This window comes from Novosphingobium pentaromativorans US6-1 (genome assembly GCF_000767465.1).
Lineage (GTDB): Bacteria > Pseudomonadota > Alphaproteobacteria > Sphingomonadales > Sphingomonadaceae > Novosphingobium > Novosphingobium pentaromativorans.
On sequence record NZ_CP009291.1, the window covers coordinates 469,208 to 482,105 of the forward strand.

At 64.6% G+C, this 12,898-nt stretch carries 13 protein-coding genes, 2 tRNA genes and 1 pseudogene; 10 read left to right on the forward strand and 6 right to left on the reverse strand.

All coding sequences use genetic code 11. The features are described 5' to 3' along the window. Positions 1-3 precede the first annotated feature (3 nt). Both JI59_RS02055 and JI59_RS02060 read left to right on the forward strand, forming a co-directional pair. Positions 4-1,056, forward strand: a complete 1,053-nt coding sequence (locus tag JI59_RS02055) for an alpha-ketoacid dehydrogenase subunit beta (protein WP_007014937.1) — start codon at positions 4-6, stop codon at positions 1,054-1,056. A gap of 4 nt (positions 1,057-1,060) precedes the next feature. Continuing rightward, positions 1,061-2,392: a dihydrolipoamide acetyltransferase family protein gene (locus JI59_RS02060; protein WP_007014938.1), complete on the forward strand. Its 1,332-nt coding sequence runs from the start codon at positions 1,061-1,063 to the stop codon at positions 2,390-2,392. 68 nt (positions 2,393-2,460) lie between these two features. On the opposite strand, the gene JI59_RS02065 is transcribed toward JI59_RS02060, so the two are convergent. Continuing rightward, the gene (locus JI59_RS02065; RefSeq protein ID WP_007014939.1) at positions 2,461-2,910 is read right to left on the reverse strand and encodes a hypothetical protein; all 450 of its coding nucleotides are present in this window, start codon (positions 2,908-2,910) and stop codon (positions 2,461-2,463) included. Positions 2,911-3,126: 216 nt separating this feature from the next. On the opposite strand from JI59_RS02065, the gene JI59_RS02070 reads away from it, so the two are divergent. Both JI59_RS02070 and JI59_RS02075 read left to right on the forward strand, forming a co-directional pair. Next, a tRNA-Asp gene (locus JI59_RS02070) sits at positions 3,127-3,203 on the forward strand. Positions 3,204-3,269: 66 nt separating this feature from the next. Then, a tRNA-Asp gene (locus JI59_RS02075) sits at positions 3,270-3,346 on the forward strand. Between the two features lie 236 nt (positions 3,347-3,582). Here JI59_RS02075 and JI59_RS02080 read toward each other — a convergent pair. From JI59_RS02080 to JI59_RS02095, 4 genes are all read right to left on the reverse strand, one after another. Beyond that, positions 3,583-3,798, reverse strand: coding sequence for a DUF2842 domain-containing protein (locus JI59_RS02080; RefSeq protein ID WP_007014940.1), 216 nt, complete (start codon positions 3,796-3,798; stop codon positions 3,583-3,585). Position 3,799: 1 nt separating this feature from the next. Beyond that, entirely contained in the window at positions 3,800-4,402 is a 603-nt protein-coding gene (locus JI59_RS02085; RefSeq protein ID WP_007014941.1) for a 5-formyltetrahydrofolate cyclo-ligase, read from the reverse strand. Between the two features lie 156 nt (positions 4,403-4,558). Continuing rightward, positions 4,559-4,882, reverse strand: coding sequence for a cell division protein ZapA (locus JI59_RS02090; protein ID WP_007014942.1), 324 nt, complete (start codon positions 4,880-4,882; stop codon positions 4,559-4,561). 40 nt (positions 4,883-4,922) lie between these two features. Continuing rightward, the gene (locus tag JI59_RS02095) at positions 4,923-5,138 is read right to left on the reverse strand and encodes a hypothetical protein (RefSeq protein ID WP_138921522.1); all 216 of its coding nucleotides are present in this window, start codon (positions 5,136-5,138) and stop codon (positions 4,923-4,925) included. 189 nt (positions 5,139-5,327) lie between these two features. On the opposite strand from JI59_RS02095, the pseudogene tkt reads away from it, so the two are divergent. The 6 genes and pseudogenes from tkt (at position 5,328) to JI59_RS02125 (ending at position 12,358) form a co-directional block, all read left to right on the forward strand. Continuing rightward, positions 5,328-7,315 (forward strand): annotated as a pseudogene (gene tkt / locus JI59_RS02100) (transketolase). Between the two features lie 14 nt (positions 7,316-7,329). Further along, a complete protein-coding gene (gap, locus tag JI59_RS02105) occupies positions 7,330-8,337 on the forward strand; it encodes a type I glyceraldehyde-3-phosphate dehydrogenase (protein WP_007014945.1) in 1,008 nt (335 codons plus the stop codon). 62 nt (positions 8,338-8,399) lie between these two features. Beyond that, on the forward strand, positions 8,400-8,834 hold the full coding sequence (locus tag JI59_RS02110; protein WP_007014946.1) for an MOSC domain-containing protein: 435 nt from the start codon (positions 8,400-8,402) through the stop codon (positions 8,832-8,834). Next, positions 8,831-10,042, forward strand: coding sequence for a phosphoglycerate kinase (locus tag JI59_RS02115; RefSeq protein WP_007014947.1), 1,212 nt, complete (start codon positions 8,831-8,833; stop codon positions 10,040-10,042). Before JI59_RS02110 ends, JI59_RS02115 begins: the two co-directional genes overlap by 4 nt. A 123-nt stretch (positions 10,043-10,165) precedes the next feature. Next, entirely contained in the window at positions 10,166-11,077 is a 912-nt protein-coding gene (locus JI59_RS02120; RefSeq protein WP_007014948.1) for a fructose bisphosphate aldolase, read from the forward strand. 258 nt (positions 11,078-11,335) lie between these two features. Further along, positions 11,336-12,358, forward strand: coding sequence for a methyl-accepting chemotaxis protein (locus JI59_RS02125; RefSeq protein ID WP_007014949.1), 1,023 nt, complete (start codon positions 11,336-11,338; stop codon positions 12,356-12,358). On the opposite strand, the gene JI59_RS02130 is transcribed toward JI59_RS02125, so the two are convergent. Then, a complete protein-coding gene (locus JI59_RS02130; protein WP_238532625.1) occupies positions 12,355-12,834 on the reverse strand; it encodes a hypothetical protein in 480 nt (159 codons plus the stop codon). The two genes, JI59_RS02125 and JI59_RS02130, sit on opposite strands and share 4 nt — an antisense overlap. Between the last annotated feature and the right edge of the window lie 64 nt (positions 12,835-12,898).

Here is a 12,898-nt window from a genome sequence, read left to right on the forward strand (position 1 = left end):
GCAATGCTCGAAGAAGAAGCTGTAAGCCTCCACGATGCCCCCACGCGCTCGCTCAACATGATCGAGGCGATCAACGAAGCGCTCGACGTCATGATGGCGCGCGATCCCGATGTCGTCATACTAGGCGAGGACGTGGGCTATTTCGGCGGCGTCTTCCGCGCGACCGCGGGCCTGCAGGGCAAGTATGGCAAGAACCGTGTGTTCGATTCGCCGATCAACGAATGCGGCATCATCGGCGCGGCAGTCGGCATGGCCGCCTATGGCCTGCGCCCGGTGCCGGAAATTCAGTTTGCCGATTATATCTATCCCGGCCTCGACCAGCTCGTGTCTGAAGCGGCGCGCCTGCGCTATCGTTCGGCAGGCGAATTCGTGGCCCCGATCACGGTCCGCTCTCCCTTCGGTGGCGGCATCTTCGGCGGCCAGACGCATAGCCAGAGCCCCGAGGCCCTGTTCACCCATGTCGCGGGCCTCAAGACGGTGATCCCGTCGACCCCGCACGATGCCAAGGGGCTGCTGATCGCCGCGATCGAGGACAACGATCCGGTCATCTTCTTCGAACCCAAGCGCATCTACAACGGACCCTTCGACGGCTATTACGACAACCCGTCCAAGAGCTGGAAGAACCATGCCGGGGGCAAGGTGCCCGAGGGCTACTATTCCATCCCGCTGGGCAAGGCGCGGGTCGTGCGCGAAGGCGCGGCGATGACCGTGCTGGCCTATGGCACGATGATCCATGTGGTCGAGGCGGTGCTTGCCGAAAAGGGCGTCGATGCCGAAATCATCGACCTGCGCACGCTTGTTCCGCTGGACATAGAGACTGTGCAAAAGTCGGTGGAAAAGACCGGCAAATGTCTCATCGTCCATGAGGCGACGCGCACTTCGGGCTTCGGCGCCGAGCTTTCCGCGCTCGTCCAGGAGCGTTGCTTCTATCACCTCGAGGCGCCGATCGAGCGCGTGACGGGTTTCGACACGCCTTATCCGCACAGCCTCGAGTGGGCCTATTTCCCCGGTCCCGTCCGCATCGGCGAGGCGGTCGACCGGCTCATGAAGGATTGATCCGATGGGTCGCTATACATTCCGCCTCCCCGATATCGGGGAAGGCATTGCCGAAGCCGAGATCGTCGCCTGGCACGTGAAGATCGGCGACATGGTCGAGGAAGACGGCCGTGTTGCGGACATGATGACCGACAAGGCGACGGTCGAGATGGAAAGCCCGGTCTCGGGCAAGGTGATCGAGGTCGCCGGAGCGGAAGGCGACGTTATCGCCATCGGTTCGCCGCTGGTGGTGATCGAGGTGGAAGGCGAGGGTAACGAGCGGGACGGCAAGGGCGGTCGCCCCGCTGCTGCACCGGCGCCCGCTCCTGAGGAGACGGCCGCAAAGGAACCGGCCGCGGTGCCGGCCCCTGAACCCGCGTTTGAACCGGCTCCCGCTCCCGTTGCCGAAAAGAGCCCAGCGCCCGCTCCCGCGCCTGCACCGACGCCGAGCCCGGCCCCGGTGCCGGCCCGCGCGATGGGTCATACGCGCGTCATGGCCAGCCCGGCGGTTCGCAAGCGCGCGGCAGACCTCGGCATCGATCTGGGCGAAGTCCGCCCGGCCGAGGATGGCCGCATCCGCCATTCCGACCTCGACGCTTTCCTGTCCTACAATGCCGCGGGCGGGTTTCAGCCTGCCGGTCTGAAAGGCAAGGACGAGCAGGTCCGCGTCATCGGCCTGCGCCGCCGCATTGCCGAGAACATGGCGGCATCCAAGCGCCAGATCCCGCACTTCGCCTATGTCGAGGAATTCGACGTGACGGCGCTGGAGGAAACCCGCGCGCAGCTCAATGAAGGGCGTGGAGATCGTCCCAAGCTGACGATGCTGCCGTTCCTGATCGCGGCGATCTGCAAGCTGATGCCCAGGTACCCGATGCTCAACGCCCATTACGACGATGAGGCAGGCGTGGTGACGCGCTATGGTTCGGTACACCTGGGCATGGCAGCGCAGACTCCGGCCGGGCTGATGGTCCCGGTGATCCGCGATGCACAGGATCGCAACCTCTGGCAGCTTGCGAGCGAGATCTCGCGCCTCGCGCGGGCGGCGCGCGACGGTTCGGCCAAGTCCACGGAGCTATCCGGCTCGACGATCACGCTGACCTCGCTCGGCCCGATGGGCGGGGTGGCGACGACACCGGTCATCAATCGCCCCGAAGTGGCGATCATCGGTCCCAACCGCATAGTCGAGCGCCCTATGTTCGTGCGCGATGCCGGCGGCGTGGAGCGGATCGAGAAGCGCAAGACGATGAACATCTCGATGAGCTGCGACCATCGCGTCGTCGACGGATGGGATGCCGCCAGCTTCGCGCAGGACCTCAAGAAGCTGATCGAAGCACCGGCGCTCATTCTCGCCGGTTAGGAACCGAAGGAAAGGGCGGCTTGCGCCAGGGTGCGGGCCGCCGTCCTGCTTTCACCGAAAATCGGCTATCAGCGCACGATGGCGCTGTAGGCGAGCTGGCCGCGGCCATTGGCGGCGCTGCCTGCCGGAATGCGCCAGCGTACATGGGTGACGTCCTCTGCCGTCGCCAGTCGCCCACCCTTGCGTAGAGCGCCGAGGTGGCCCCAGGTGCGGCCGCCGTCCACCGAGACTTCCTGTCCCTCGTTCGCGCTCGCCTCATAGGCAAGCTTCGTGGGCATCGGGTTGGTGATGACGAAGCCCCCGTTGCCGCCCATGCGGTACCAGGTGACAACGGTCACGACCTTGTCCCCGCGCGAAAGGCGCGCGGCCGGCTCGAGGCGGCTGCTCGAATCCGCCATGACCTTCTCGACGAAGACGGCGCTGTCGGTGGCGACCGAAACCGGCGCCGCCGGTTGTGCCAGAGCCGGCGCGCACAGCGCCTGCGTCATGGCTGCGATAAAGACGAACTTGCTTTTCATAGGTTCCGGACAGCCCCCGCTGGCCTGTTGGCGATGCGGGGGAGATTGACGGCCAATTCGCCAAAATATGGTTAACACGGACTTGATCGCGCAGGCCTCGTATCGGCGTGCCGGGGCAGGGCGCGCAAAAAAACCACTTACCCTCTCAAGGCAGTTGACAGCCCGGTGAGCCTGTCTTAGTGGCGCGGCTCCCAAGCGGACGCACCGCCTTAGAACGCGGGTGTAGCTCAGTTGGTTAGAGTGCCGGCCTGTCACGCCGGAGGTCGCGGGTTCGAGCCCCGTCACTCGCGCCACTTGGGAAAAGCCTGTGAAAACAGGATACATAGAAAGAACTGAGGTGCAGTTCTTTTCACTGGTGAGCGGGTGTAGCTCAGTTGGTTAGAGTGCCGGCCTGTCACGCCGGAGGTCGCGGGTTCGAGCCCCGTCACTCGCGCCACTTCAGGAATGTCCTGAGGTGAATCATCAGAAGAAAAGGCCGGGCATGTCCCGGCCTTTTTCTTTTTGCGATCAGCGGCCTGTGAAAGACATCGTGCAGCCTCTCTGAGGGTGCCGGGGCAAGCGACTCGGTTACCCGCAGGACAGGCATCCACCAGGACGGCTCAGTGCCGTGCGGGCATGCCGATTGCGCAGCTTGTCATGTCGATGTTCGCGAAGGTTTGAGGCTGCCGGGGCTCAACCCCAGCGGCCGGTCTCCATCCATATCAGGAAGCGACGCATCGGCATGATCCAGGCGACGCCGAGCACGATGTAGACGGGCGTCTGCGCCAGGGCGTGCCAGTTACCGATCAGCGGCGGCACGTAAGTCGCGATGAGAATGCCGTAAACCGCAAGCGCGACGCACAGTCCCAGGACGCCGATCGGAATTCGCCATGTCGGGGTCTCGCGCATTTCATTCGCTTCCTTGATAGATCCGGGTCGGCGTCACGACGGCGTCGAGATGCCGGTCGTGATCCTCGATCGGAAGCGCATCGGCGATCTGGCAGTCCCATGCAAGCCCGATGGCGCGCACCTGCGGATTGGCCTGGAGCCAGCGGTCGTAGTGTCCACCGCCCTGGCCGAGGCGTTCGCCGCGCTCGGTGAAGGCGATCAGCGGTACGACGACAAGATCGGGGATGAGCGCTTCGCCGGTTCGGTCCGGTTGCAGCCCGCCCCAGGGCGAGATTGCCAGTTCATCGTCCACGAAAGGATCGTTCCAGGCGCGAAATTCCATCGGGCTCTCGCGGGATTCGAAGGCGGGCAGGGCGATGCGGCGGTCATTCTCGACCAGCCAGCGCGCCCAGCCCAGTGAGGGTGCCTCGTCACCTACAGGATAATAAAGTCCGACCAGCGCCCCTTCAGGCATCATCTGCGCGATGGGAGAGGGCGGCCGGTTGAGCATGAGCGCACGCATGCCCTGGGGCAGCGCGGAGACATGTTCGCGCCGGGCGGTCCGGAAGGCCCTGCGCAGCCGGGCCTTTGCTTCATTCGCGGGAAATGGGGGTGACGGGTCCACCTTGGGTCGTTTTCCTAGAAATCCTCTGACGCCTCAACGTCAGGTGGGAGCCATGTGCGTCGGACCACGGTCCGGGCAGGGACAGCCCCCTTGGATTGCTTATAGCCTCAGGGATGTTCGAACGGCTCGTGCCGGGCAGATCCCGTCGAGCCCTAGTTAGGCGTTGCCGGCGTCAGCCTCAAGGAGGTTCGCGATATTTTCTATGCGGCCCGCGACCTCGGCGAGGCGCTCGGCCAGATCTTCGGGCAGTTCGCTTGCCGGGGCGGGGGCACTTGTGCCCGAACGACGCAGTTCATGCACCTCGTCCGCCAGCAGCAGCGCCGCGAAGAGCAGCATGCGCGTTTCGGTCTGACCTTGCGCGCCGGCCTGGCTGACCTTGGCGTCGATCAGATCGCCCAGGTCGGAAACATGGGCTTCCTCGCCGTCGGCGCAAGCGACGGTGAAGCGGCGGGAGCCGATGGAAAGGGTGACGTTGCTCATGACTTCAGGGGCTTCGAAAATGTGATCTGGATCCGGCGGATCATTTATCGGCCCGTCCGATCAGCCCGTCGATCCGGGAGAGCGATTGCTCGACGCTGGACTTGAGTGTCACGTGCCGGGTGGCGAGAGCCTCGTGCTGCCCGATCAGGGCCTCGTGGCGACCGCGCAGGTCTACAGCCTGCCGGGTTGCGCCCTCGACACGCGCAAGCGCTGCCTCGATCCTTTGCAGTGCTTCACAGATCGCCGTCTGTTCCATCCTCCGTTGGCTACCGGAAAGAAGATAAAACGCAAGCAATTGGCCCTTGTTGTTCACAATCATTTCGACGTGCGGCTCAACTGGTCGGTCGCGCGAAACTGACTGGCGAACTTGACGGGAAGCCGCCTCTCCCTAAAGGGGGTCCGGACTTTCGAATCGCCCAGTAATTTCCGTATCCGGAGCCATCAGATGACCCTCGCCCCCAACCGCCTCGCGCCGATGGCCAATGCCATCCGGGCGCTTTCGATGGATGCGGTCCAGGCTGCCAACAGCGGTCACCCCGGCATGCCGATGGGCATGGCGGACGTCGCCACGGTGCTGTTCTCCAAGTTTCTCAAGTTCGATCCCGCCGCGCCCAAGTGGGCCGACCGCGACCGCTTCGTGCTCTCGGCCGGCCACGGCTCGATGCTGATCTACTCGCTGCTCCACCTGACCGGCTATGCCAGCCCGACGATGGACGACATCCGCAACTTCCGTCAGCTCGGCTCGGTCTGCGCCGGTCACCCGGAAAACTTCCTGATCCCGGGCGTGGAATGCACCACCGGTCCGCTGGGTCAGGGTCTGGCGATGGCGGTCGGCATGGCGATGGCCGAGCGTCAGCTCAACGGTACTTTCGGTGACGACCTCGTCGACCACAAGACCTGGGTCATCGCCGGTGACGGCTGCCTCATGGAAGGCATCAACCACGAGGCGATCGGCCTGGCCGGCAACCTCAAGCTGGGCCGCCTCAAGGTCCTGTGGGACGACAACAACATCACCATCGACGGCGATACCTCGTTGTCGACGAGCGAAGACATCCCCGCGCGCTTCCGCGCTACCGGCTGGGACGTTTTCTCGTGCGACGGCCACGACTTTGCCGATATCGAGCGTGCGCTGGCCGAAGCCGCTGCCTCGGACAAGCCCTCGCTCGTTGCCTGCAAGACGGTGATCGGCAAGGGCGCACCCAACAAGCAGGGTAGCCATGACGTTCACGGTGCTGCGCTCGGCCCCGATGAAGTCGCCGCCGCTCGTGAATTCCTGGGCTGGACGGCAGCCCCGTTCGAGATCCCGGCCGAGATCCTTGCCGACTGGCGTTCGCTGGGCGAAGCCGGGGCCAAGGCCCGCGCCGAGTGGGAAGGCCGCCTGGCCGCCAGCGCCGACGCTGCCGAATTCAACCGCCGCATGGCCGGCGATCTTCCGGAAGGCGACGAGGCTGCGAAGACTTTCGCCGGCTGGCTCGACGGCGACACCACCGTCGCTACCCGCAAGGCTTCGGAAAACTGCCTCAACGTCCTGGCGCCGGTGGTGCCCGAGATGGTTGGCGGTTCGGCCGACCTTACCGGCTCGAACAACACCAAGGCCAAGTGCCAGGAGCCGTTCACCCCGGAAAACTACGCCGGTCGCTATGTCTATTACGGCATCCGCGAATTCGGCATGGCCGCGGCGATGAACGGCATGGCGCTGCATGGCGGCGTCATTCCCTACGGCGGCACCTTCCTGATCTTCTCGGACTACTGCCGCAATGCGATCCGCCTCTCGGCGCTGCAGCAGACCCGCGCGATCTACGTCCTGACCCACGATTCCATCGGCCTGGGCGAAGACGGTCCGACCCACCAGCCGATCGAGCAGGTCATGAGCCTGCGCCTGATCCCGAACCTCTACGTGTTCCGCCCGCGGACGTGATCGAGACGGCAGAGTGCTGGAACATCGCGCTGCAGTCCAAGGATACGCCTTCGGTTCTTGCGCTGACCCGCCAGAATCTGCCGCAGCTGCGCAATAGCGGTGACATGCTTTCGGCGCGCGGCGCCTACACGCTTCGTCATGCTGCGGCCGACCGCAAGGTCATCCTGATCGCCAGCGGTTCCGAAGTGGAACTGGCCGTGAAGGTCGCCGAGCAGCTGGAATCGCAGAACATCGGCGCCGATGTCGTCTCGATGCCCTGCATGGAGCTGTTCGAAGCGCAGGATGAAGCGTACAAGCACGAAGTGCTGCCGCACGATGCGTCTGTCCTGCGCGTTTCGATCGAGGCCGGCTCGACGCTGGGCTGGGAGCGCTATACCGCTGCGAGCCGCAACGGCGGTCTCAACATCGGCATCGACCGGTTCGGCGCGTCAGCGCCGGCAAAGGACCTGTTCGCACGCTTCGGTTTCACCGCCGAATCCATCGTGCCCAAGATTCTTGATAAGCTAAGCGCCTAAAGGAGGAGAATTTTATGGCGACCAAGGTTGCTATCAACGGTTTCGGACGTATCGGACGCCTTGTCGCCCGGGCCATTCTCGAGCGCCCCGACTGCGGTCTCGACCTCGTTTCGATCAACGACCTGGCCGACACCAAGTCGAATGCTCTCCTCTTTGCCTATGACAGCACCCACGGTCGCTTCCCCGGCACCGTTGAGGCAGGCGAAGGCAAGATCACCGTCAACGGCAAGGACATCGTCGTCACTGCCGAGCGCGATCCGGGCAAGCTGCCGCACAAGGATCTGGGCATCGACATCGTGCTCGAGTGCACGGGCTTCTTCCAGTCGAAGGAAGCGTCGCAGCCGCACCTCGATGCGGGCGCGAAGCGCGTGCTGATCTCGGCCCCGGCCACCGGCGTCGACAACACCGTCGTCTTCGGCGTGAACCACGAGACGCTGACCGCCGATCACATCGTCGTGTCGAACGCTTCGTGCACCACGAACTGTCTCGCCCCGGTTGCCAAGGTCCTCAACGACACCGTCGGCATCGAGCGTGGCTTCATGACCACGATCCACAGCTACACCAACGACCAGCGCATGCTCGACCAGATCCACAGCGATCTGCGCCGCGCCCGTGCCGGTGCCGCCAACATGATCCCGACCACCACGGGCGCTGCCCGCGCGGTCGGCCTCGTGCTGCCGGAACTCAAGGGCAAGCTGGACGGTTCGTCGGTCCGCGTGCCGACCCCGAATGTCAGCCTGGTCGACCTGTGCTTCGTGCCGAAGCGCGACACCACCAAGGAAGAAATCAACGCCGCTCTCAAGGCAGCGTCGGAAGGCCCGATGAAGGGCGTCCTGGCCTACACCGAAGAGCCGCTGGTTTCGTCGGACTTCAACCACTACCCGGCGAGCTCGACCGTCGACAGCCTCGAGACGGCCGTCATGGAAGGCAAGTTCGTCCGCGTCGTATCCTGGTACGACAACGAGTGGGGCTTCTCGAACCGCATGCTCGACACTGCGGGTGCGATGGCGAAGTTCCTCTGAAAGTGAATCCGGCGACGGGCACACTCCTTGGCATAGCGCGGCGTTCGCGATCGCGTGGAACCATGGAGGAATTGTCGTCCGTCGCCGTCACTGCCGCCGCGGGAGTCCAGGGGGACTTTCGCGGCGCCGTGCGTCAGGGCCCCGATGGGGCAAGAAAGCAGCCGCGCCGGCAGGTCTCGCTGATCGAGGCCGAGAGCTGGCGCGCGGCCCTGCGCGATCTCGACATTCCCGACGACGCGTTCCTGCCGTGGCATGCACGGCGGGCAAACCTGTGCGTCTCGGGCCTGCGCCTGCCGCGAGCGGCGGGTGCGGTAATCGCGATCGGGCCGACCTGCCGCATCGAGATAACCATGGAATGCGATCCATGCAGCCGCATGGATGAAATCAAGCCCGGACTGATGGCCGCGCTGACGCCGGACTGGCGTGGCGGCGTGCTGGGCCGGGTTCTGGACGATGGCGAGATCGCCGTCGGAGACGAAGTAAGGATCGAGCAATGAGCGCTTTCAAGACCCTGGACACCCTCGAATCTGACCTGGGCGACGTGACCGGCAAGGTGGCGCTGGTACGTGTCGACCTCAACCTGCCGATGAAGGACGGCCTCGTTACCGACGAGACCCGCATTCGTGCATGTGCTCCCACGATCCTGGAACTGGCCGGGAAGGGCGCCAAGGTCCTGCTTCTGGCGCACTTCGGCCGTCCCAAGGGCGAGCGCTCCTCCACCATGTCGCTATCGATGGTGGTCGGTGCGGTCGAGAGGGTGCTGGGCAAGGAAGTCATGTTCGTGCCCGAAGTCGCCGGTCCGGTGGTTGCGCAGTCGGTCGGCATCCTGCGTGCCGGTGACATTGCGATCCTTGAGAACACGCGCTTCTGGAAGGGCGAGGAAAAGAACGATGCCGATTTCGTGAAGGCGATTGCCGAGAACGGCGACTTCTACGTCAACGACGCGTTCTCCGCCGCGCACCGCGCCCATGCGACGACCGAGGGCCTGGCGCGCGTCCTGCCCGCCTATGCGGGCCGCTCGATGCAGGCAGAGCTCGAAGCGCTGGACAAGGCGCTGGGCGCTCCGGAAAAGCCGGTGGCGGCCGTCGTCGGCGGAGCCAAGGTTTCCTCCAAGCTCGACGTGCTCAAGCACCTTGTCGGCCAGGTCGATCACCTGATCATCGGCGGGGGCATGGCCAACACCTTCCTCGCCGCCAAGGGCGTCGACGTGGGCAAGTCGCTTTGCGAGCACGACCTGACCGGCACTGCCAACGAGATCCTCGAGGCGGCCGACACGTCAGGCTGCACCGTGCATCTGCCCTATGAGGTCGTCGTGTCGAAGGAATTCGCGGCCAACCCGGCTTCCTTGCGCACCTGCAACGTCCACGAGGTCGCCTCTGACGAGATGATCCTCGACGTCGGTCCGCTGGCGGTCGAAGCCCTCGGCGATGTGCTCAAGACTTGCCGGACGCTGGTCTGGAACGGTCCGATGGGCGCCTTCGAGACGGTGCCCTTCGATGCGGCCACTGTCGCCCTTGCGCGCACGGCAGCCGCACTGACCGTCGAAGGTTCGCTGATTTCGGTCGCCGGTGGCGGCGATACCGTGGCGGCGCTCAATCACGCGGGCGTGGCGCAGGACTTTTCGTATATCTCGACGGCCGGCGGTGCCTTCCTTGAATGGATGGAAGGCAAGGAACTGCCCGGCGTCGCCGTGCTGGAGGCCTGAGCGCGATCCGCACCTCGCGAGGCAAAGGCGCTTGAGCGGATTAAGCCCTTTGCCGAGGTTGCGCGCCGGGTCCCCCGCCGATAGCCCCGATTACCAACAGGTGAGACAAACAGGAGGAGAACCATGCAAGTTTCACAGATGACGGCCAAGATGGCCGATGGCGACGGCTTTATTGCCGCGCTCGACCAGAGCGGCGGCTCCACGCCAAAGGCACTCAAGGGCTACGGCATCGAGGAAGGCGCCTGGTCGACCGAAGAGGAAATGTTCGGCCTGATCCACCAGATGCGCAGCCGCATCATCTCTTCTCCTGCCTTCACCGGCGAAAAGGTCATCGGCGCGATCCTGTTCGAGCGCACCATGGACGGTCAGGTCGACGGCGTTCCCACTCCGACTGCGCTGATCAACAAGGGCATCGTGCCCTTCATCAAGATCGACAAGGGCCTCGAGGACGAGGCCAACGGCGTGCAGTTGATGAAGCCGATGCCGACGCTCGACGCGCTGCTGGAGCGTTCAAGGGCGCTCGGCGTCTTCGGTACCAAGGAGCGTTCGGTGATCAATTCGGCCAACGCCGAAGGCATCGCCGCCGTGGTCAAGCAGCAGTTCGAGATCGGCCAGCAGGTTCTCTCGCACGGCATGATGCCGATCATCGAGCCCGAGGTGAACATCAAGAGCGAGACGCGCGCCGAGTGCGACAAGATCCTGCTTGCCGAGATCCTCAAGAATCTCGACGCGCTGCCGGAAGGCCAGCAGGTCATGCTCAAGCTATCGCTGCCGGTCGTCCCGGGCACGTTCGACGCACTGGTCGATCACCCCAAGGTGCTGCGCGTCGTCGCGCTCTCGGGCGGATACGAGCGTCCCGAGGCCTGCGTCGAGCTGGCCAGGAACAAGGGCATCATCGCCAGCTTCAGCCGCGCGCTGCTGCAGGACCTGCGTGCGCAGATGAGCGACGCGGAGTTCGACGCCTCGCTCGGCGCGGCGATCGATGAGATCTACAAGGGTTCTACCCAGAAGGCCGGCGCTGCTGCGGCTGCCTGACAGGTCTGACCTTGCCGGAATGATGAAAGGCGGTGCCCCGGCGGGCGCCGCCTTTTTTCTTGCGACCATGGCGACATCCTGAGGGCGTTATACGTACATCTCCTGATGCCGGTCTGCGCTCCCGATCAAGCATGTGTGCGTAGCGTGGGCCGAGCGGCATGCGAATGCCGACAAGAATGACCGGGGCGCCAAGCATGTCCCCGGCACCGGAGAGCGGTTCTGCAGGCAGGGGAAAGGCAAGAGTCCGACAGGAGTGGTATGCAGGATCAGATAATCGACCTCGCACTGGAACTGACGAAGGTCACCAAGGCCAAGATTGCCGATCTCGACCAGATCATGATGCGCACGCAGATTCTTTCGATGAATGCGCGCCTGGAAGCCGCGCGCGCTGGCGAAGCGGGCAAGAGCTTCAGCGTCGTGGCGCAGGAGATGGGGTCGGTATCGCGCGAAGTGACGGAGCTGTCCGGCTCGCTCAACCTTGCGATCAGCGAGAATGCCGCGCGCATCCAGAATGCCGGCGAAGAAATGATGATGGGATTCAAGGGCAGCCGCTATGCCGACATGGCGCGCAATGCCGTGGAGATCATGGACCGCAACCTGTACGAGCGCTCCTGCGACGTGCGCTGGTGGGCGACTGACAGCGCCGTGGTCAGCGTGGCCGAGCAGCCCGGCGCCGAAGCTGTTGCCCATGCGACATCCCGGCTTGCCACGATCCTGCGGTCCTACACCGTCTATCTCGATCTGTGGATCGCGGATCGTTCGGGCAAGGTTATCGCCAATGGCCGTCCCGACCGCTACCACGGGGTGATCGGAGCCGACGTCTCGCGCGAGGACTGGTTCCGGCGCGGCCTTGCAACCGCTGACGGCGATGATTTCGCGGTCTGCGACGTCGAGAAAGTTGCCCGTCTGGGCAATGCGCAAGTCGCGACATATTCCACTGCCATTCGCGCCGGGGGCGAAACCGGCGGCAGATCCGTGGGTGTGCTGGGGATCTTCTTTGACTGGGAGCCGCAGGCCCGGTCCATCGTCGAGGGCATTTCGCTGTCGCAGGAGGAGCGCAAGCACAGCAAGGTGATGCTGCTCGACTCCCGCTACCGCGTGATTGCCTCGACCGAGCCCGGTGCCTTCGGTAAGACCTATCCGCTCAAGCCTGAGGCCGAATGGGGCTATGGCAACAAGGACGGCAAGATCGTCGCCTATGGCCTGACACCCGGCTACGAGACCTATCGCGGGCTGGGCTGGTACGGTTGCATCGAGAGCGCGATGAACGCTGCGGCCTAGAGCCCGCCCATGAAGCGGAAGCCGAAGCGGTAGGTTCCCGGATCGATCACGCCGCCGCTTTCGCCTCCGGCTACCCGGTCGGGCCGTATTTCGACGAGTTCAAGGCTTCCGTCTGCTACCTGGAGCGGCTTGCCCGAGGTGATTTCGCGCGTGGCGCTGCCGGAACCGAGGTCGATGCGGATGCGCAGGCGGACCTGCCCGGCCCAGACGCAGCGGGCGTTCATCGGACAGCGGCTGTCCTCGAGGAGTTCCAGCGGCGTCACGCGCGGACCGTCGACATAGACGCTCTGGCCAAGCGCGGCGTAGGTGAGGTGCGCTTGGTCGTTTCCTGCGCTCTCGCTCGCCTGTTCCTGCGGCGGCGATGGCGGCGGCAGCGGGGCGGACTGCGGCTCTGCCGGAGGTATGATGGTGCACCCGGCAAGGGCGAAAGCGGCCATGAAACCGGCGAGCAGGGCCTGAGATTGTCTTGCGATCATGGGGGCAATCACAACATGTGGCAGATGAACCGCTCCGGAATGCTTGGCGCAAGCCGCGTGCAGG

What these genes read in the sequence shown, in the direction of transcription:
- JI59_RS02130 (WP_238532625.1), bottom strand. Translation starts at nt 12,834, where the DNA reads ATGATCGCAAGACAATCTCAGGCCCTGCTCGCCGGTTTCATGGCCGCT.
- gap (WP_007014945.1), top strand. Translation starts at nt 7,330, where the DNA reads ATGGCGACCAAGGTTGCTATCAACGGTTTCGGACGTATCGGACGCCTT.
- JI59_RS02090 (WP_007014942.1), bottom strand. Translation starts at nt 4,882, where the DNA reads ATGAGCAACGTCACCCTTTCCATCGGCTCCCGCCGCTTCACCGTCGCT.
- JI59_RS02065 (WP_007014939.1), bottom strand. Translation starts at nt 2,910, where the DNA reads ATGAAAAGCAAGTTCGTCTTTATCGCAGCCATGACGCAGGCGCTGTGC.
- JI59_RS02125 (WP_007014949.1), top strand. Translation starts at nt 11,336, where the DNA reads ATGCAGGATCAGATAATCGACCTCGCACTGGAACTGACGAAGGTCACC.
- JI59_RS02110 (WP_007014946.1), top strand. Translation starts at nt 8,400, where the DNA reads ATGGAGGAATTGTCGTCCGTCGCCGTCACTGCCGCCGCGGGAGTCCAG.
- JI59_RS02120 (WP_007014948.1), top strand. Translation starts at nt 10,166, where the DNA reads ATGCAAGTTTCACAGATGACGGCCAAGATGGCCGATGGCGACGGCTTT.
- JI59_RS02115 (WP_007014947.1), top strand. Translation starts at nt 8,831, where the DNA reads ATGAGCGCTTTCAAGACCCTGGACACCCTCGAATCTGACCTGGGCGAC.
- JI59_RS02080 (WP_007014940.1), bottom strand. Translation starts at nt 3,798, where the DNA reads ATGCGCGAGACCCCGACATGGCGAATTCCGATCGGCGTCCTGGGACTG.
- JI59_RS02095 (WP_138921522.1), bottom strand. Translation starts at nt 5,138, where the DNA reads ATGGAACAGACGGCGATCTGTGAAGCACTGCAAAGGATCGAGGCAGCG.
- JI59_RS02060 (WP_007014938.1), top strand. Translation starts at nt 1,061, where the DNA reads ATGGGTCGCTATACATTCCGCCTCCCCGATATCGGGGAAGGCATTGCC.
- JI59_RS02055 (WP_007014937.1), top strand. Translation starts at nt 4, where the DNA reads ATGCTCGAAGAAGAAGCTGTAAGCCTCCACGATGCCCCCACGCGCTCG.